General features: G+C 64.5%; 22 protein-coding genes. 8 read left to right on the forward strand and 14 right to left on the reverse strand.

The window, feature by feature from the left end; translation table 11 throughout:
- The first annotated feature begins 162 nt into the window (after positions 1–162).
- The 5 genes from RALTA_RS04200 to RALTA_RS04220 are packed head-to-tail and all read left to right on the forward strand — an operon-like array spanning position 163 to position 4094.
- A complete protein-coding gene (locus tag RALTA_RS04200; protein ID WP_012352188.1) occupies positions 163–879 on the forward strand; it encodes an ABC transporter permease in 717 nt (238 codons plus the stop codon).
- A 26-nt stretch (positions 880–905) separates the two neighbouring features.
- Positions 906–1841: a glycine betaine ABC transporter substrate-binding protein gene (locus RALTA_RS04205; RefSeq protein ID WP_012352189.1), complete on the forward strand. Its 936-nt coding sequence runs from the start codon at positions 906–908 to the stop codon at positions 1839–1841.
- A 10-nt stretch (positions 1842–1851) separates the two neighbouring features.
- Complete coding sequence (locus RALTA_RS04210; protein WP_012352190.1) at positions 1852–2502, forward strand: ABC transporter permease; 651 nt, start codon at positions 1852–1854, stop codon at positions 2500–2502.
- The gene (locus RALTA_RS04215) at positions 2499–3665 is read left to right on the forward strand and encodes an osmoprotectant ABC transporter ATP-binding protein OsmV (RefSeq protein WP_012352191.1); all 1167 of its coding nucleotides are present in this window, start codon (positions 2499–2501) and stop codon (positions 3663–3665) included. Before RALTA_RS04210 ends, RALTA_RS04215 begins: the two co-directional genes overlap by 4 nt.
- 54 nt (positions 3666–3719) lie before the next feature.
- Positions 3720–4094 (forward strand): hypothetical protein, encoded by a 375-nt coding sequence (locus tag RALTA_RS04220; protein WP_012352192.1) that lies wholly within the window; start codon positions 3720–3722, stop codon positions 4092–4094.
- A gap of 129 nt (positions 4095–4223) precedes the next feature.
- Here RALTA_RS04220 and RALTA_RS04225 read toward each other — a convergent pair whose 3' ends face one another.
- The 11 genes from RALTA_RS04225 to RALTA_RS30960 form a co-directional block, all read right to left on the reverse strand.
- Positions 4224–4454: an AlpA family phage regulatory protein gene (locus RALTA_RS04225; protein ID WP_012352193.1), complete on the reverse strand. Its 231-nt coding sequence runs from the start codon at positions 4452–4454 to the stop codon at positions 4224–4226.
- The gene (locus RALTA_RS04230) at positions 4451–4927 is read right to left on the reverse strand and encodes a hypothetical protein (RefSeq protein WP_012352194.1); all 477 of its coding nucleotides are present in this window, start codon (positions 4925–4927) and stop codon (positions 4451–4453) included. Before RALTA_RS04230 ends, RALTA_RS04225 begins: the two co-directional genes overlap by 4 nt.
- Complete coding sequence (locus tag RALTA_RS04235) at positions 4924–5409, reverse strand: hypothetical protein (RefSeq protein WP_041232079.1); 486 nt, start codon at positions 5407–5409, stop codon at positions 4924–4926. Before RALTA_RS04235 ends, RALTA_RS04230 begins: the two co-directional genes overlap by 4 nt.
- Before the next feature lie 18 nt (positions 5410–5427).
- Positions 5428–5643: a hypothetical protein gene (locus RALTA_RS04240; protein WP_012352196.1), complete on the reverse strand. Its 216-nt coding sequence runs from the start codon at positions 5641–5643 to the stop codon at positions 5428–5430.
- Positions 5636–5878, reverse strand: coding sequence for a hypothetical protein (locus tag RALTA_RS04245; RefSeq protein WP_012352197.1), 243 nt, complete (start codon positions 5876–5878; stop codon positions 5636–5638). Before RALTA_RS04245 ends, RALTA_RS04240 begins: the two co-directional genes overlap by 8 nt.
- The gene (locus RALTA_RS30215) at positions 5878–6036 is read right to left on the reverse strand and encodes a hypothetical protein (RefSeq protein WP_157877115.1); all 159 of its coding nucleotides are present in this window, start codon (positions 6034–6036) and stop codon (positions 5878–5880) included. The genes RALTA_RS04245 and RALTA_RS30215 overlap by 1 nt, the downstream gene beginning before the upstream one ends.
- A 2-nt stretch (positions 6037–6038) precedes the next feature.
- Positions 6039–8750: a toprim domain-containing protein gene (locus RALTA_RS04250; protein ID WP_012352199.1), complete on the reverse strand. Its 2712-nt coding sequence runs from the start codon at positions 8748–8750 to the stop codon at positions 6039–6041.
- Positions 8751–8833: 83 nt separating this feature from the next.
- Positions 8834–9082, reverse strand: coding sequence for an ogr/Delta-like zinc finger family protein (locus tag RALTA_RS04255; RefSeq protein ID WP_012352200.1), 249 nt, complete (start codon positions 9080–9082; stop codon positions 8834–8836).
- On the reverse strand, positions 9079–9273 hold the full coding sequence (locus RALTA_RS04260) for a hypothetical protein (RefSeq protein ID WP_012352201.1): 195 nt from the start codon (positions 9271–9273) through the stop codon (positions 9079–9081). Before RALTA_RS04260 ends, RALTA_RS04255 begins: the two co-directional genes overlap by 4 nt.
- Before the next feature lie 28 nt (positions 9274–9301).
- Positions 9302–9493 carry a hypothetical protein gene (locus RALTA_RS04265; protein WP_041232294.1) on the reverse strand — a complete coding sequence of 64 codons (192 nt, stop codon included), beginning with the start codon at positions 9491–9493 and terminating at the stop codon, positions 9302–9304.
- Positions 9494–9519: 26 nt separating this feature from the next.
- A complete protein-coding gene (locus RALTA_RS30960) occupies positions 9520–9648 on the reverse strand; it encodes a hypothetical protein (RefSeq protein ID WP_277915533.1) in 129 nt (42 codons plus the stop codon).
- A gap of 101 nt (positions 9649–9749) precedes the next feature.
- Between RALTA_RS30960 and RALTA_RS04270 the strand changes: the two genes are divergently transcribed.
- Together RALTA_RS04270 and RALTA_RS30220 are read left to right on the forward strand one after the other, a co-directional pair.
- The gene (locus tag RALTA_RS04270) at positions 9750–10253 is read left to right on the forward strand and encodes a helix-turn-helix domain-containing protein (RefSeq protein ID WP_157877116.1); all 504 of its coding nucleotides are present in this window, start codon (positions 9750–9752) and stop codon (positions 10251–10253) included.
- 140 nt (positions 10254–10393) lie between these two features.
- Complete coding sequence (locus RALTA_RS30220) at positions 10394–11032, forward strand: hypothetical protein (RefSeq protein ID WP_012352205.1); 639 nt, start codon at positions 10394–10396, stop codon at positions 11030–11032.
- A 464-nt stretch (positions 11033–11496) separates the two neighbouring features.
- Here the strand turns inward: RALTA_RS30220 and RALTA_RS04280 are convergent, their stop codons facing one another.
- Positions 11497–11766, reverse strand: a complete 270-nt coding sequence (locus RALTA_RS04280; protein ID WP_012352206.1) for a hypothetical protein — start codon at positions 11764–11766, stop codon at positions 11497–11499.
- 62 nt (positions 11767–11828) lie between these two features.
- On the opposite strand from RALTA_RS04280, the gene RALTA_RS04285 reads away from it, so the two are divergent.
- The gene (locus tag RALTA_RS04285; protein WP_157877117.1) at positions 11829–12131 is read left to right on the forward strand and encodes a hypothetical protein; all 303 of its coding nucleotides are present in this window, start codon (positions 11829–11831) and stop codon (positions 12129–12131) included.
- A gap of 1833 nt (positions 12132–13964) precedes the next feature.
- Here RALTA_RS04285 and RALTA_RS04295 read toward each other — a convergent pair.
- Both RALTA_RS04295 and RALTA_RS04300 read right to left on the reverse strand, forming a co-directional pair.
- A complete protein-coding gene (locus RALTA_RS04295; RefSeq protein WP_012352211.1) occupies positions 13965–15089 on the reverse strand; it encodes a phage late control D family protein in 1125 nt (374 codons plus the stop codon).
- Complete coding sequence (locus RALTA_RS04300) at positions 15086–15508, reverse strand: phage tail protein (protein ID WP_012352212.1); 423 nt, start codon at positions 15506–15508, stop codon at positions 15086–15088. The genes RALTA_RS04295 and RALTA_RS04300 overlap by 4 nt, the downstream gene beginning before the upstream one ends.

The following is a 15508-nucleotide window of genomic DNA, read 5'->3' on the forward strand; positions in this document are numbered from 1 at the left end:
CGAATCCACAGACCGTCCGCCGGCAATCGTGCCGGTCATGGCGGCAATGCAATCTGAACCGGGCCTGGTGGCGCCCCATCTCCGCACGCGCCAGCCCATATTGTTTTCCGTCGCCGGAAAGTGGCGCCCTGCGCGCTTTTTTGGCCCGGAGAAGGGGAGAGTATGTCAAAGCAACCGGCACGGGCGCTGGCCTGGGCAGGACTGACGCTTGCCACGCTGGCCGCACTGGTGGCGTGGGTCGGCGTCGACGTGATTCGCCAGTACCAGGAGCGCCTGCTCTACGACGTCGTCGACCACCTGCGGCTGGTGGTGCTGTCGATGGCGCTGGCGCTGGCCACCGGCATCCCGGCGGGCATCGCGCTGAGCCGCCCATGCATGCGGCGCTGGGCCGACCGGCTGATGCAGGTCTTCAATGTCGGCAATACCGTGCCGTCGCTGGCGGTGCTGGCCCTGGCGCTGGCCGTGCTCGGCATCGGCGAACGGCCCGCCATCCTGGCGCTGTGGCTGGCCTCGCTGCTGCCGATCGTGCGCAACACCTACGAGGGCCTGCGCAATGTCTCGCCGACGTTGCTGGAAGCCGCGCGCGGCATCGGCATGACGCCCGGCCAGCGCCTGGTGCGCGTGGAACTGCCGAATGCGCTGCCGGTGATGCTGGCAGGCATCCGCATCGCGCTGGTGATCAATGTCGGCACGGTGCCGCTGTCGTTTCTGATCGGCGCCAACAGCCTGGGCGAGCTGATCTTCCCGGGCATCTACCTGAACAACCAGCCGCTGCTGCTGCTCGGCGCCGCCGCCACGGCGCTGCTGGCGCTGTCGCTCGACGCGCTGTTTGCCGCCGCTGGCCAGCTGTACCTGCGCCGCCGCGGCCTGGCGCGCTGAACTGGGAGACCGAAATGGAAAAGCAGATGCAATACCTGCACCGCCGCGCCCGCCGCGCGGTGCTGTTGGTGGCGGCGGTCACTGCCTTCGCCGCCGGCCTGGCGCTGGCCACCGCGCCCGAGGCGCGGGCCGCGGGCGCGCCCATCCGCGTGGGCGGCAAGAACTTCACCGAACAACTGCTGCTGTCGTCGATGACCACCAGGTACCTGCGCGCCAAGGGCTTCGACGCCGAGCTGACCGCCGGCCTGGGCAGCACGCTGATGCGCCAGGCCATGGAGAACGACCAGCTGGACGTGGTGTGGGACTACACCGGCACCGCGCTGATCGTGTTCAACAAGGTCGAAGAGAAACTCGACGCCCGGGACAGCTACGCGCGCGTCAAGCAGATGGACGGCGCGCGCGGGCTGGTCTGGCTCGACGCCTCGGGCATCAACAACACCTATGCGCTGGCGATGCCGAAGGAACGCGCGGCCGCCAGCGGCGCGACCACGCTGTCGGCCTTTGCCGAGCAGATGCGCAAGGCCGGCCCCGACGCCAGCCATCCGTTCGCCGTCGACATGGAATTCGCTGCGCGTCCGGACGGGCTGGAGCCGCTCAAGGCGCAGTACCAGCTGCCGTTCTCGCGCCGCGACGTGATCCAGCTCGATCCGGGCCTGGTCTACACCGCGCTGAAGAACAACCAGGTGGAACTGGGGCTGGTGTACGCAACCGACGGCCGCGTCAAGGGCTTCGACCTGGTGCTGCTGGAGGACGACCAGCATTTCTTCCCGCCGTACAACGCGGCGCCGGTGGTGCGCAAGCCCGTGCTCGACCAGCATCCGGAACTGGCGGGCCTGCTCAATGCGCTCGCGGCGAAGCTCGACAACCAGAGCATGACCGAGATGAACTACAAGGTGGACATCGGCCAGCAGCCGGTGGACAAGGTGGCCGAGGATTTCCTGCGCGGCCACGGACTGATCTGAGGAGGGCCGCATGGACTTGTTTGCATACCTGCAGCACAGCTGGCCCACGCTGCTGAAGCTGACCGGCGAGCATCTCGCGCTGGTGGGTTCGGCGGTGGGGCTGGCGATCCTGATCGGGGTGCCGCTGGGCATCCTGATCACGCGCTTCCGCGCGCTGGCCACGCCGCTGCTGGCGCTGGCGACGATCGTGCTGACGCTGCCGTCGATCGCGCTGTTCGGGCTGATGATCCCGATCTTCGCGCGCTTCGGCCATGCGCTCGGCTACGTGCCGGCGGTGACGGCGGTGTTCCTGTACTCGCTGCTGCCGATCATGCGCAACACCTACACCGCGCTGGCCAATGTCGACCCCGGCATCCAGGAAGCGGGCCGCGGCATCGGCATGACCACCTGGCAACGGATGCGGCTGGTGGACCTGCCGCTGGCGGTGCCGGTGATCCTCGGCGGCGTGCGCACCGCCGTGGTGATGAATATCGGGGTTGCCACCATTGCCGCCATCATCGGCGCGGGTGGCCTGGGGGTGCTGATCCTGCAGGCGATCAGCCAGAGCAACATGAGCAAGCTGGCCGTCGGCGCGGTCTTGGTCAGCCTGCTCGCCATCGTGGCGGACGCCTTCCTGCAGTGGTTGCAGCGAGCGCTGACGCCGAAAGGAATCCGGCTATGATCGAACTCGACCAACTCACCAAGTCCTTCCCGCAGAAAGACGGCACCGAGATGCGCGCCGTCGATGCCGTGTCGCTGACGGTGCCGCGCGGCGAGATCTGCGTCTTCCTGGGCCCGTCGGGCTGCGGCAAGACCACCACGCTGAAGATGATCAACCGGCTGATCGAGCCGACCTCGGGCACGGTGCGCATCGAAGGCGAGGATACGCGCGGACTCGACGGTGTGACGCTGCGCCGCAAGATCGGCTACGTGATCCAGCAGATCGGCCTCTTTCCCAACATGACCATCGAAGAGAACATCATGGTAGTGCCCCGCCTGCTGGGCTGGGACAAAAAGCAGTGCCGCGAACGCGCGCGCGAGCTGATGGCGATGGTGCAGCTCGATCCCAACCGGCTGCTGTCGCGCTATCCGCGCGAGCTGTCCGGCGGCCAGCAGCAGCGCATCGGCGTGATCCGCGCGCTGGCCGCCGACGCGCCGCTGCTGCTGATGGACGAGCCCTTTGGCGCGGTCGACCCGATCAACCGCGAGAGCATCCAGAACGAATTCCTGCAGATGCAGCGCCAGCTCGGCAAGACCGTGATCATGGTCTCGCACGATATCGACGAGGCCATCAAGCTGGCCGACAAGGTGGCCGTGTTCCGCCGCGGCAAGCTGGTGCAGTTCGACCACCCCGACGCGCTGCTGGCGCACCCGGCCGACGAGTTCGTGCAGGCCTTCGTCGGCCACGACAACACGCTCAAGCGCCTGCTGCTGGTGCGCGCCGGCGATGCCGCCACCATGCCGCCGAGCTGCCACCCGGGCATGCCGCTGGCCGAGGCGCTGGCCGTGATGGACGACGCCGACGTGCGCCACCTGCCGGTGGTGGACGACGCGCAGGTGGCGCTGGGCTACGTCACGCGCCGCGACGCGCGCTCGGGCCAGGGCCAGTGCGGCAACGTGATGCGCCCGTTCGCCGCCACCGCGGCGTTCGACGAGCACCTGCGCATCGTGCTGTCGCGCATGTACCAGCACAACACCAGCTGGCTGCCGGTGATGGGCGCCGACGGCGCCTACCTGGGCGAGGTCACGCAGGAATCGATCGCCGGCTACCTGAGCTCGGGCCGCTCGCGCGGCCAGGCCGGCATGCCGGCGGCACCCGCCGCGCCGCTGCGCGCGGCCGCCTGACCGGGCAACCGGACGCCGCACGCCACGACGCGGCCGGCGCGCTATGCTAGAGGCATGCTCCGCTGCTGCCGCTCGCCCCTGTGCCTGGTCATCGAAACCCGCTGGCTGATCCCGCGCGGGTTTGACGGCTTCACGCCCGGCCCGCTGATCCTGCTGCGCCCCGGCGCCAGCCAGGCGCTGATCGAGCATGAGAAGGTCCACGTGCGCCAGTTCTGGCGCAGCTGGGGCCTGATGGGCGTGCTCTACCTGGCCAGCCGGCGCTGGCGCCTGCGCTATGAGGTCGAGGCCTACCGCGAGCAGTTGCGGCACAGCCCTCCGGGCGCGGCCCGCGGGCTGGCGCGCGTGCTGGCGACGAAATACCGGCTGCGGATTTCCGAGGCCGAGGCCTACCGGCTGCTGAAGCCAGGCCTGCACGACGACGCCGGATAAAAAACGGCCCGCACCAGTCGCTGGTGCGGGCCGTTTCCTGATCTGGCGGAAGCGGTGGGGGTCCAACACTTCCCGCCAGCCCTTATCTGGTTTGGGTCTCGCATCGTCAGCCTACCCCAACCCCAGTTTTCACCCCAGTTGTGCCTGGGCCATGCCGGAAATCCGCTGCGAACCAGCTGCTGCCGCCGCGCGGCCAGCCTTTTCTGCCAGCCACGTGTCGATATCCTCTTCAAGCCATGCGACACGTCCCGCAGTCAACTCAAAAGGCTTTGGGAAGTGTCCCTTGGCGATCATCGCGTAGATCGTGGACTGGCTCAGGCTGACCTTTTGAATCACGTCTTTGATGCGAATTGCTTTCATTTCGCCTCTCCGATGTCTTGGGTGAAGCCCGGGGCCGCTTCCGGCCCGGCGCCGCTCCACGAACGCGACGGCCCGAAGGCGCCCGCCTCATGCTGCGGCAGCACCAGCAATTGCAGCAGCATGGCAAGTCTCTCCCGCCATGGCTTCAGGAAGTGCTTGCGCTGGTGGGCATCGGTCGCCAGCGGCTCAGTCGTGTCGAGGGCCCCGCCAATAATTAGCTGCGCTGGCGCTAGGCCGTCGAGTTCGTCGCGGGCCGTCACCCACCAGGCGTAGCGCTGCGCGGACTGCGCTTCCGTGGCGGTTTCCAGCAGGATCGCCTCGGCGATGGTCAGCAGGTTTTCGCGGGTCGATTTCGGGAAATCCGCCAGCGTCTTTCCAGCCGCGTCGGCCTCGGGGTACAGGCCGGTGCAGATAATTTGAGCCACACGCTGGACATAGGGCACAGGTTTGTGGGAGGTCGTGATGTCGGTCATGCTGCTTCTGCGAGTTGAACGATCTGGCCGGCCGCTACCGGGCCTTGGGCGGTTGCGCGGCGCTCTGCCTGCAACGTCGCCGCCAGCAGCTGGCGGCGGGTGCAAGCGCGCTGCATGTCGTCGGTCAGGTTCAGGCCCTGCCCGATCGCGCGGAACTCGTCGCCGGTGACGCCCAGCGCACCACGGTTCGCAAACCGTTTGCCCACGGCGGCCACCGCGATCACGGCAGCGTCCATGGCGTCGCGCAGGGCCTGGCTGTCGGCGTAGTAGAGGGTTGCCACCGCCTGCCCGACATTGATGCGAAAGGCGAGGGTGTGCCACGCGGCTTCGGTGGCGGTCCCATCCAGGATCTTGCTCAGTTCCACATGAGGAATGAGTTGCAAGTCCACCTCGGCGTTGCGGCTGAAGCGGAACATCACAGGTAGGCCACAGGGGCGCGCGGGGCGCGGCCGGCGGGACTTGCGGTGTTTGCTGGCTGGCATGGTTTCTCCAGTGCTGGATCAGTCGTCGAAGTCGCCGGCGGCGCGGCGCTTCAGATCAGGAATGCTCCCGACGGGGCGGCGTGTCGCGCGCTGCCGTTCGCAGCTGGCCATGGCTCGAGCCGCCGCGGCCAGGGTGGTGCGCAGCAGGTCGGACATGGCGTCGAACGGGGTAGCGATCCGCATGGCGCGATGGGCCCGGCGCAGGTCGGCATCGTTGATGGCGGGCTTAACCATGGCGGGCTCCGCGGCGAACGAAGCCATCCCACACGCCGCGGCCGTAGCACACGGTGAATAACAGGCTCACCCAGAACATGCCGGGCTCGCCTGTCGCGGCCGTCAGGTACAACCAGGCCGGCTGGCCCAGCAGCCCCACCAGGGAGCCCCAGCGGGCGCGCTTGGCGCCCGCGTTGAGCAGGTAGATCGACCCGATGGCTGTAGCGATCATCCAGAGATTGAGAAGCGCCAGCATCAGGCGATCCTCCCGATGGCGCGCGCGCAGCAGAAGCGGGGCGGCTCGGTCAGGCGGTCCAGCGCGTCGAGCTGCGCATCGAGGCGGCTGCGCGCGATCGCGGCGAACTGCATGCGCACGCCGCTGTGCGAGACGACATAGACGAGAAAGGCATTCATGCTCAAGCTCCTTTATTGCCCGAGCGATCCTCGAAGACCCAGCACTTGACCGTGGTCGGCCGCTTTGGCGCGGCGGGATACTCGGCGTTGTGACGCGCGTTAATCGCGCTGTTGACGACCCTCAGCTCCATGAACTTCCGGTGCCGCGAAGTGCGCAGCACCCGCTTCAGATCAGTGAGCGGAGGCATGTTGAGGCGACGGTCGTTCGCCACCTGTTCGAAGTGCCGCAGGCTGATGGCGATGGTTCCGCCATCCCCCCGGGCGTGATTGAGAACGGCGTGGTCTTCCTCCGCCGATTCGATGTGGTCGTACAGTTCCCAGAATTCCTGCACCAGCGGGTGGTCGGCGCCGATAGCCTGCTGACGCTCCACCGCCATGGTCGCCAGTTGCTTGATCGCCGCATCGCGGTATTCCTTGGGCAGTGGCACCACGTGTCCGAGGCAGTCGACCAGCGCCATCACCTGAGCGTGGTTTTTGACCAGGCGCTGGTGCTTGACGTCGGGGTTCTTGACCAGGTGGTCCTGGTAGACCGGCATGCGCTCGACGAAGGAGGCGAGGATCTCGCGCTCCTTGAGGATCGCGGTGAGCAGGAAGCCGGAGACGTCTTCCACCGGCATCTGCTCCAGCGCCCGCGCCGCGGCAAAGGTGTCCGGGTTCTGGCCGGCCCGGTCGAAGTACAGGTGAACGATCCGCTGCAGCACGGCCTCGCTGGCGTTGACCTCGGCGTTCTGGCTGATGACTACCGCGCCGCGGAAGGGCGGCTCGTAGGTCTCGTTGCCGGCGTTCTTGACGCCACGGGCCCGCGTGCTGCGGCCGTTGTAGGCGGTTTTCAGCTCGTTCCAGTCGAATCCCTTGACCTTGGCGCCATCCTCGCCACGGTCTCCTTCGATCAGCACCACCGGCAGGTTGGACACCTGAGCAAAGTTGCGCGCGCGCGCCGCCAGCGAGGACTTGGACGGGTCGAAGCCCTCGTAGTCGCGGCGGCCGCACAGCTTCCACAGGAACTCGATCAGCGTGGATTTGCCGGCGCCGGGCTCGCCCACCACCTCGAGGAACGGGAAGCTCTTTTGCTTGACCCCTTCGCCCTCGCGGATCTGCTCGGCGAACAGGCTGCCCAGCCAGAAGGCCAGCGCCACGATCGCCTTGGCGCCGAAGGCACGCCAGATCAGCTCCAGCCAGTCATGACGGAATCCCTTCAGGTCCGTGTTCAGCGAGAGCCCGGCGGAGCCGCCGATAGTCTTGATCGACAAGCGCCCCACGTCGAAAAAATCCTCGTCGTTGAGTGTGTACAGCTTGCCGTCCTTGACTGCGACATCCGCGTACACATAGCAGCCGTGCTCTTTGCTGTACCCCACGAAGTCGATCGTCTGCACGCTCTTGATGCGGTGCATCTGCTCCTTGAGGTAGGCGTCCAGCTGCCCGCCGGTGCCGGTGTAGAAGGCGCCCGGCGCCACGGCGAGCAGCCGCTTCTTGAACTCGGGCGCCGAGGCGATCTGCGAGCTGGTGAAGGTGTTCTTGACCGGCTCCGATTCGTGGGGGAAGGCGACGCGGAAGTAGTACCAGGCCTCGTCGGTGGCGGCGTTGGCCTGGTAGTACAGAACGGTGGGCAGACAGGTGGCGATGTTGGTCACCACGCCGGCCTTGAGCATGGCCTCGTCGCGGATCTCCGGCTCGTCCATGTCGCTGTGTGCGCTGCGCACGGCATCCATCTCGCGGTTGAGCGCTTCCAGATCCACCTTGAACCAGTACAGCTTGCTGTCGAAGTCGAAGGGAAACTGGCTCATGCCGGTGCGGCCATAGATGAGCCGTGCCTTCTCCGCCGCGCTCGGCGCGGCCACCAGCGCGCCCAGGTAGCGGTACTCATCCAGATCCTGTGCGGACAGCTTGCCGAGCTGGTGCAGGTCGTTCCAATCGCGCTTCTTGGCGCCGATCTGCTTGGGCAGGGCGATCGAGGCTTCCCAGCCGGCCTCGCGGCTGCGCTTGAGCCACTGCTTGCCGTAGCGGGTGCCAGCGGGGTCGGCATCGAGAGCCCAGACCAGCTTCGGACGGGCCCGGCCAGCTGCGGCGCATTGCTCGGCCAACGCGGCCAGCGCCGTGCCCGGGTAGTTGACACAGGACAGGGCCGCCACTGCCGGCACGTCGTGGTGCCAGAGGGCGATCGCGTCGAACACGCCTTCCACGATCCACAGCTCGTCGGCGCTGGATGTCTGCAGCACCGGCGGCTGCCACCACATGCCGCTGTAGCTGCCCTGGAACGTGGCCTTGCGCGAGCCGAAGCGGTGCGCCTGGTCGATGATGCGTTCCCAGTAGACGCCGGCGCCCAGCGAGAAGCGCACGGTGGCGCTGCCGATCCGCAGCTCGTGGCTGTAGTAGCTCTCTTGGGCGTACCAGTCGCGTACCTTGGCGAGGTCGAAGCCGCGGCTGTCGCGCATATAGGCGTCGGCGGCGGCCTTGGGGTTCTCGGGCGTGGACTGAAAGCGGTCGCTCCAGCTCTCGAACAGGTCCGGGTAGAGATCCTTGATGTGCAGCTCGGCGCCGCAATGGTTCAGGCGGTTGCAGCGCACGACCCACGGTGCATTGCCGAACGCCCACAGCGTCTTCTTGCCGCAGGCCGGGCATTTGCCGTCCTCCAGCTTCTCGCCGCCGCGCTTCGACTTGAAGGCATAGTCGCGCAGCAGGCGACCGGTGACTTCGCTGTGCAGGGATGGGTTCATGAATCTTCAGGCAAAAAGAGTCCCTCACGCCCCGGACAGGGGCATGAAGCCAGAAATCAGCAGGGAGAGGGGCTAGGCCGGGGTCAGGTCGGCAGCAGGTCCATCTGCCGCTCGTCCATCAGCCCCGGACGTACCTTGCCGACGGGCAGGTACGCCTTGGGGTTGGGGCGCATGCTGGGCGCGATGGTAGAGATCACCGAGGTGATGGCCTTGCAGGTGTAGGCGCACTCGATGTTGGGGCATTGCCAGTAACTCTCTTTCGAGAGCAGCGATATCACGCGGCTGGTGCGGATCTTCATGCGCGATTCGCAATGTGGGCAGGTCAGTTTCACAGCGTTTTCCCCGGAGGTACTACCAATTTGAAAGCACGTCGTTTGCCCGTCATACGCTCGGCGGCGTGCCGGATGGATGTCTTCGCAAGCCATTCGGCAGCTTGCTGCAGGGACGCCAGCCCTTGCTGCTGACGCAGGCGCTCCAACGCGGCCAGTTCCTGGTCGGTGAAGTGCAGGTCGATTTCCGGCATCTTTTGAGCGGCTCTTCGTCGTCTTGGGTCAGGCGCGGCGGGGCTCTACATTGGCCTCGACGGGCAGTAGAAGCCGCGCTTGGTTAAGCAACGTTTCACGGACCAGCGTCGCGGGTTGCTCGCCGACATAGTTGGCCAGCGCGGTGACCAAGGCGAACTCGTAATCATCGAGGCGGAGGGTGATGCGGTTGTCGCGCACTCGTTTCGGATCGGGATACATGCTGTCCTCGACAGAAAGGGGAATGGTCACGACGCGCTGGGAGCGCGGCCGTCTTCGGCGTCCATGCCTGCCACGATGAAGAGACGGGCCAGGCTCGATGCGGAGCGGTTTTCCAGCTTTGCCCGCTTCGCGAGGCGTTCCAATTCGTCGGGCATCAGGCTGACAGTGACCCGATTCTTTGAATCAACGCCCCGCGGGGCACGGGAGACAGGGACTTTGGCGCGGTGCATGGCGGATATACTTGTGCGGGATAGTGATGCACTACACGCCGATTATGGTACAGAAAACTGATATGGTCAACGGCGATGGTACAGAAATTAGAGTCGGCATCGGCGCTCGACTAAAAGAGGAACGTGAGCGTCTTGGCTACTCTCAACCTGCCTTTGCCGCTCTGGGCGGCGCTTCGAAGGGTTCCCAGTTGGCTTGGGAGAAGGGCTCGGCTATGCCTAATGCGGAATTCCTGCACATCGCAGCGTCAGTTGGCGTGGACGTTCTTTACGTTGTGACCGGCCGCCGCAACATGTCCAGCCTGGCAGCAGAGGAAGAGGCTGTAATTGCTGGGTATCGAATGCTCGACGCCCGAGGCCGAACTGGCGTACTAGCGCTGATCAGCGGCATGCAACCGCCAGTTGCTACGCCGGGCCGCACTGGCATGGTGTTCCATGGCCAAGTTGGCGAAGTGAAGAACATCGAGGGCGACTACCAGCAGAACGAGCCGGTGACTATCAATGTCGGCGGAAAGAAGAAGCGCACAAAGTAGCAAGTGCTGCCGCACCCCCTACTTTGGTGGCACACATGCTGCGTGCAACATGCCGTCAAATAGCGGTTCTCGCTTCAACCACCAGGGCGGTGGCGTGGCGACACGCCTCACTGGCACCTGCGCGACCGTCTCAAAAGAGCATGGAATCGCGCTTCAAATTTCTCGGGAACGTAGGCCAGGTCATCGGCGGCAGTGCAACGTTTGCCGCACCAACGTTTAATCAAACCAACCATGTGACACTGAGCGCGGAGGCGCCAGACGACCGACCGTTGCTGCTACGCCAACGTTTCAATATCGGACGACGCGTCGAGCGCATTGCCGCTGCAGAAGGCGTTGAAACCGCGGCGATTTATCGTGTTTTGCTGGAGGACTATGGCGGCCAAATTCCCAGCGACATCTCACGCGCCCACTATCGCAGCATCGTGCGCGATCTCGATGAATGGCTAGACCATCTCAACGGCCCGAACATCAGGCCTGCATCGCGGTCCGGTCAACGGCAATTGCCAGATTGCCGGCAAAGCAGTGGCACGGCGTGTCACATGCTGCTATTTGCCCAATTCGCCATCATCCTGACCCTCTTCGCGAGCGTGCTGCTGGCAGCCTGGCTGCTGCAACCGAATCCTCCAGCCGTTTGCCGGTGGAGCGGCAAGGAATTCTCGGTGGGCTCCCTCGCAACCATGGCCACGTCGGATGTGTATGAGTGCATGACAGAAAGCGCCGGAGACCCATACTGGGCCCCTGCGCGCAATCTCGGCGGTGCGGGAATACCGCGGGGATGACCTGCCGCTGGGTTGCTCAGTGGCTCTTGATAACCGGTCTCGGCCGCCGGCATCTCCTGTTGTCGGCGGCCTGGCGCCGGAGACGCCTCTCGACCCTTCTGCGCCGTTCAAGTCTTCCACAACCCGATGACTGCTATCCGAGTCCAACGGTCATCCGCCTCCACTGTCGCTCCGGCAGTTGATGGCCTTTGCGCAGCTATAGTATTCGCCCCGGCAAGCAGACCCCCCAAAAGTGGGGGAATCAACTGTCAGCGGTGACAACGCCGATTTCATTCCGTTAAAATTTGCCCTGCGCCAGAGTTAATTGACCCCTGACGCATTCCCGACAAGCCACCAGCGTAATGGTGGCTTTTTTTTGCTGTGGTGGCGCCCCCATCATCCGCCTCGCAAACGGTCCTACGACTAGGGGAATTTCGCCCGAGCTGTGGAGAAAAGTACCCGGCGGGCCTGTCCACTCCCCGAATCTACCTGGCGTCGCTCATTTCCATCGATTCAACCCTGGCCAGAATACGGAGCAAGCGCATCAACGGACAGACCTGCAGATCGGCGACGACGGCACCCAGACTGTTGGCGCCATAGTCACGCACGTACTTGTGATTGATCTCGGCGATCTCATGCAAGTGGCCAGCCACTGCGCTGCCGCTCAGCACCGCCCGCTCCCGAGTGGGGTCGAGGCAGTCGAGTGCTCGGGCGCGGATATGGGCGAGCGCGGCGCGTTTCGTGTATTTTGGCATCCTTGGCCCTCGCTTGGAGGTTGCACGAGAAAATAAGTGCGTTGCGGGAGGAATTGCACAAGGTGCAGACGGAGCGCGACTTCTTTCGTGATCTGCACGCGCTTTCACTTAAGGAACGACGTCAAGCAGAAGAGAAGCATGCAGAGGAGATTCAGCGCCTCCAGTCCACGGGTGAAACGCTGGAATTGCGGCATCGCTCCTATAAGCTACTGGTTGAGTACTATACACAAGCTGCCTTGCCGTTTAATGCTGCCACTTTCTTGGAGCAACGGCGCCGACTGTTGCAACATCTCATAATCCAGAAGCAGAAGGGTGTCTCCATCGCGCGGGTTAGTGTCGATGAAATCGCGTTCCTGTTTCGTTAAATCACCGGCTGGATGTTCCCTCGTGACGACACATTTACAAAATGTGCTGTCTCCTTTCACAATCTTCGGCGACATATCCGACTGCAGCCATGGCACAGCCATGATAGTAACCTCCGAGCCCACCCGTCCCGCTGACGATTTTCAGATACGCCGGGCGCAAGCCCTTTGCGATCAGTCTCCCGAGTTGCAGGCCGACCTCGAAGTGTTTCTGGGCACGGCACCGAGCCAAGCCCAGATGGCCGTTTACCTGAAGCAGCTCAAGGCCAGGCTAGCTGCGGCCATTGTCGGGAATTTTAATTCGCCGCGCGCATAGCGAATCATCGTGCCCGGAGCAACAGTCGGCTGCGTTTCGTGCGGACTATGATGACGTTTCCCCCGCGGCAGTCCCGATAGAATCTAAACCCGGGTATCTTGTCATAACCCCTAGTCCCCCATCGGCGGGGGCGAAGGTTACGTAATTGCAACGGTCCACGGTATCAGCCGTATGGCGGAATTGGAGAGGAGGCCTTGTTCCCATAGGGCAAAATGGATTGCCCCAAAAGCGGGGGCGGTGTGCCGAGGTCGTCGCGTGAATTGGTTTTGTTGTCTCCCAAACAGTTCTACCTCGTCAGAGCACGTTTCTTAAATGAAACTTAGGCCAATGCTGCTGCGACCGCGGGACATGACCATCACACAGGATTGGCCATTTTTACCCTGCTGTACCTGATGCTGACCCCTGAACTCTGGAGCCCATGGCAGGCGAGGGCAGAATCATTTTGGGGTGGATAGCCTCCGGGGTCGTGCGCATGTTGGCAGCGTTCCCACTGTGTGTACTGGCCGTCCAGGGTGGGGTAATGAGGCATGCATTCCACAATGCACGCTCTTGCAGTGGCGCATTCTGAATTGCTGCTGGCAATAGGTGGCAACTCCAAGGCCCGCGCTCTGGCGGGTCGGGTAATCGACCGGGGGGGCAGACTGTGAGTACAACCGAAGCCGTACCTTGCTTACTATGCGATGTGCTGGCGCGACGCTGGCTCGACCGACAAGATCGCCTGCGTGGTAGCCGCATCTACCGCTGCGCTGCCTGTGGTGGGCGATTCGCAGTCGCCGGCGATGCTCTGGGCGCTATCGAACAGGGGAGTTGGGATGTTGCTGAGTTGAAGGTTGCGGTTAGGCAGAGCATTGCATCGGGCGTCTTTCCGCGCATCGAGGACGAAGACGGACGGCCGAGCGTGATCGCGATCGGCCGTCAGGCATCCTGAGTTCGTTGCATGACGCTCTACCCAGTTGTCCACCGACGTGATAATGCTCTCTTGAGGGTGACGGCGCTGGTGGCCTCACCCTAGCGATTGCTTGGCGACATTGGTGCAGGCTCGGCTTTCATCTGGTTCGCGGGATATAGCGGTATGACGCGGCGAGCAACCTCCGGCTCCCGGCAAATCGGCCAGTTGTCCCACTGCGGCCGCGGAATAGCGCTCCCTTACGGCTCCCCATGGAAAAAGCGAATTGTCGTCGAGGCACTGCGCAGGCGCACGTGGCCGTCAAGTGCTGCTGGCACTTGCTGAGCCTGGATCGCTTGCCGACCGATCAGCAATTCGGGCGCGTGCCGGCGGCCTCGACCGGCTGCAACGGCCAATGATGGGATATTCATCGCTGGCTCATCGAGAGTCTGTTAGCTTGGTGGGAGCCGACGTTCGAACGACCGAGGGATCGCGGGGGCAACGACGCTTCATGGCCAACAACGGTCCTACGTCGTCGCTTCCAGATAAGGCGTTGCAATGATGCCTCGCACGCCCGTGAAGCACCTCAGCCTGGTGTTATTCGGCTCACCTCGACAACGAGGCGGCGTTCCCTCTATCCCTGATCTGCCTCGGCGAGCGACGACGGCTTGATTTCCAATTCCAACGCAGACGTGTATCCCCGGTCTGTGAGCTGATGCGTGACCTTGGTGATGACCCATCTGGTGTTATCAATCTGCGGCTTCCAACCGCGCACGGCAGCGGGCAGCTCGGGAAACAGATCCGGCCGCCCGCGTGCGAGTGTGATCGTGAAGGTCGCCATGCCCCGCTGAATCCGCTGCCATTCCGCGCGCGCCGCCCGTTCTGCATTGGTTTTCGACGCGTAGGTATGCCGCAGCACCTTCACGTTGTCAGGGTTGGGCGCCGTGGCAACTGACTGGTTCCTTTTCCCTTTGGCCGGCTTTTCATTGACCGCTGCGGCATTCGACGCGTCGATGACCACCTCGCCCTTCTTCGCGCCGCGCGTGTCCTGGTAGAACGCCTTGACGCCGTTGTAGTTCTCGCGGTCGGCAATACCAAACGAATGGGTGTCCCCCGACGATCGCGTGATGGTCACCAGCGGCAGGGCAATACCCGACGCGCTCAATGCCTCGCCGGCCTTCATGAAGAGCAGCTTTCCCTGCTTCACCGTCGCGATCGCGTCGTAGTCCTTCGCCAGCCGGGACAGCAGGTTGGCATCCGACTCGCCAGTCTGATCCAGGTGTTCGATGACCTGGTCGGCCAGCTGCTGCGCAACCACTGCCGCGAGCTGGTTGCGGCTGGCGATGGCGCGCACCACGGCACTGATGGTCTTGTTGCGGAAGCTGCGCTCCTTGCGCGTCGTCAGGTCGCTGCCCAGGTCGGCGCTGCGTGCGCGAATGGTGAGCCGGTCGGGCGGGCCGCTGTGCTCGATCTCGTCCACCTTGAAGATGCCCTTTTCCACTACGCCCGCGTCGCTCCAGCCGAGCGCCAGCGACAGCCTCACACCCTTCTCTGGCAGGTCCAGCATGCCGTCGTGGTCGTCCAGCTCGATGTCGAGCTGGTCAGCCTCGAAGCCGCGGTTGTCCGTCAGGGTGAGGGACATCAGGCGCCCCTGGAAACGGGAGGTGATGTTCGTCCCGTTGTGGATCAGCTGGTAGACAGGACGCGGCTCCCGACCGCTGGCGGTGCGCGGCTCGGCTCGGACGGCTGAGAAAGTCATTTCGCGTCGTCCGCCAGGCCGCTGCCGATCAGCGCTTCGGCCTCGTCGTCCACCCGGGCCAGCTTAAGAGTAAACTCGATGCGTCGGGCCTTGCCGTCCTGGAAGAAGTAGGTACGGGTGACCTGCATGGTCTCCACCACGAAAAGGCCGTAGTACCGCCCGGTGCCCTCGATGAGCACGTGGGCCTCGCCGCTGTCGCCGAGCTTGCGCAGGTCCTCGATCGAGTCGTCGCCGCCGGTCACCTCCGGCGCCAGCACGCCGGCTAGGGTGATCGTCTCGTCGTCCGGACCGAGGAACTGGCGGGCCGGCCGGCGGCCGGTGCGGCTGTTTGCCGGATGCCGCCAGCCGATCTGCTGCTGGAAGTCCTGGTAGGGCGCCGTGTCCAGGCTGAACACGAATTGCCCGAGGGCCATCATCAT

Origin of the sequence: Cupriavidus taiwanensis LMG 19424 (genome assembly GCF_000069785.1) — a bacterium.
Taxonomy (GTDB): Bacteria; Pseudomonadota; Gammaproteobacteria; order Burkholderiales; family Burkholderiaceae; genus Cupriavidus; species Cupriavidus taiwanensis.

Coding starts and splice junctions, on each gene's coding strand:
- RALTA_RS04230 (WP_012352194.1), bottom strand. CDS start 4,927: ATGACCGACATCACGACCTCCCACAAACCTGTGCCCTATGTCCAGCGT.
- RALTA_RS04220 (WP_012352192.1), top strand. CDS start 3,720: ATGCTCCGCTGCTGCCGCTCGCCCCTGTGCCTGGTCATCGAAACCCGC.
- RALTA_RS30215 (WP_157877115.1), bottom strand. CDS start 6,036: ATGAATGCCTTTCTCGTCTATGTCGTCTCGCACAGCGGCGTGCGCATG.
- RALTA_RS30960 (WP_277915533.1), bottom strand. CDS start 9,648: ATGCCCGACGAATTGGAACGCCTCGCGAAGCGGGCAAAGCTGGAAAAC.
- RALTA_RS04265 (WP_041232294.1), bottom strand. CDS start 9,493: ATGTATCCCGATCCGAAACGAGTGCGCGACAACCGCATCACCCTCCGC.
- RALTA_RS04200 (WP_012352188.1), top strand. CDS start 163: ATGTCAAAGCAACCGGCACGGGCGCTGGCCTGGGCAGGACTGACGCTT.
- RALTA_RS04300 (WP_012352212.1), bottom strand. CDS start 15,508: ATGATGATGGCCCTCGGGCAATTCGTGTTCAGCCTGGACACGGCGCCC.
- RALTA_RS04295 (WP_012352211.1), bottom strand. CDS start 15,089: ATGACTTTCTCAGCCGTCCGAGCCGAGCCGCGCACCGCCAGCGGTCGG.
- RALTA_RS04245 (WP_012352197.1), bottom strand. CDS start 5,878: ATGCTGGCGCTTCTCAATCTCTGGATGATCGCTACAGCCATCGGGTCG.
- RALTA_RS30220 (WP_012352205.1), top strand. CDS start 10,394: ATGGAATCGCGCTTCAAATTTCTCGGGAACGTAGGCCAGGTCATCGGC.
- RALTA_RS04260 (WP_012352201.1), bottom strand. CDS start 9,273: ATGCCGGAAATCGACCTGCACTTCACCGACCAGGAACTGGCCGCGTTG.
- RALTA_RS04235 (WP_041232079.1), bottom strand. CDS start 5,409: ATGCCAGCCAGCAAACACCGCAAGTCCCGCCGGCCGCGCCCCGCGCGC.
- RALTA_RS04240 (WP_012352196.1), bottom strand. CDS start 5,643: ATGGTTAAGCCCGCCATCAACGATGCCGACCTGCGCCGGGCCCATCGC.
- RALTA_RS04225 (WP_012352193.1), bottom strand. CDS start 4,454: ATGAAAGCAATTCGCATCAAAGACGTGATTCAAAAGGTCAGCCTGAGC.
- RALTA_RS04215 (WP_012352191.1), top strand. CDS start 2,499: ATGATCGAACTCGACCAACTCACCAAGTCCTTCCCGCAGAAAGACGGC.
- RALTA_RS04270 (WP_157877116.1), top strand. CDS start 9,750: ATGCACTACACGCCGATTATGGTACAGAAAACTGATATGGTCAACGGC.
- RALTA_RS04280 (WP_012352206.1), bottom strand. CDS start 11,766: ATGCCAAAATACACGAAACGCGCCGCGCTCGCCCATATCCGCGCCCGA.
- RALTA_RS04210 (WP_012352190.1), top strand. CDS start 1,852: ATGGACTTGTTTGCATACCTGCAGCACAGCTGGCCCACGCTGCTGAAG.
- RALTA_RS04205 (WP_012352189.1), top strand. CDS start 906: ATGCAATACCTGCACCGCCGCGCCCGCCGCGCGGTGCTGTTGGTGGCG.
- RALTA_RS04250 (WP_012352199.1), bottom strand. CDS start 8,750: ATGAACCCATCCCTGCACAGCGAAGTCACCGGTCGCCTGCTGCGCGAC.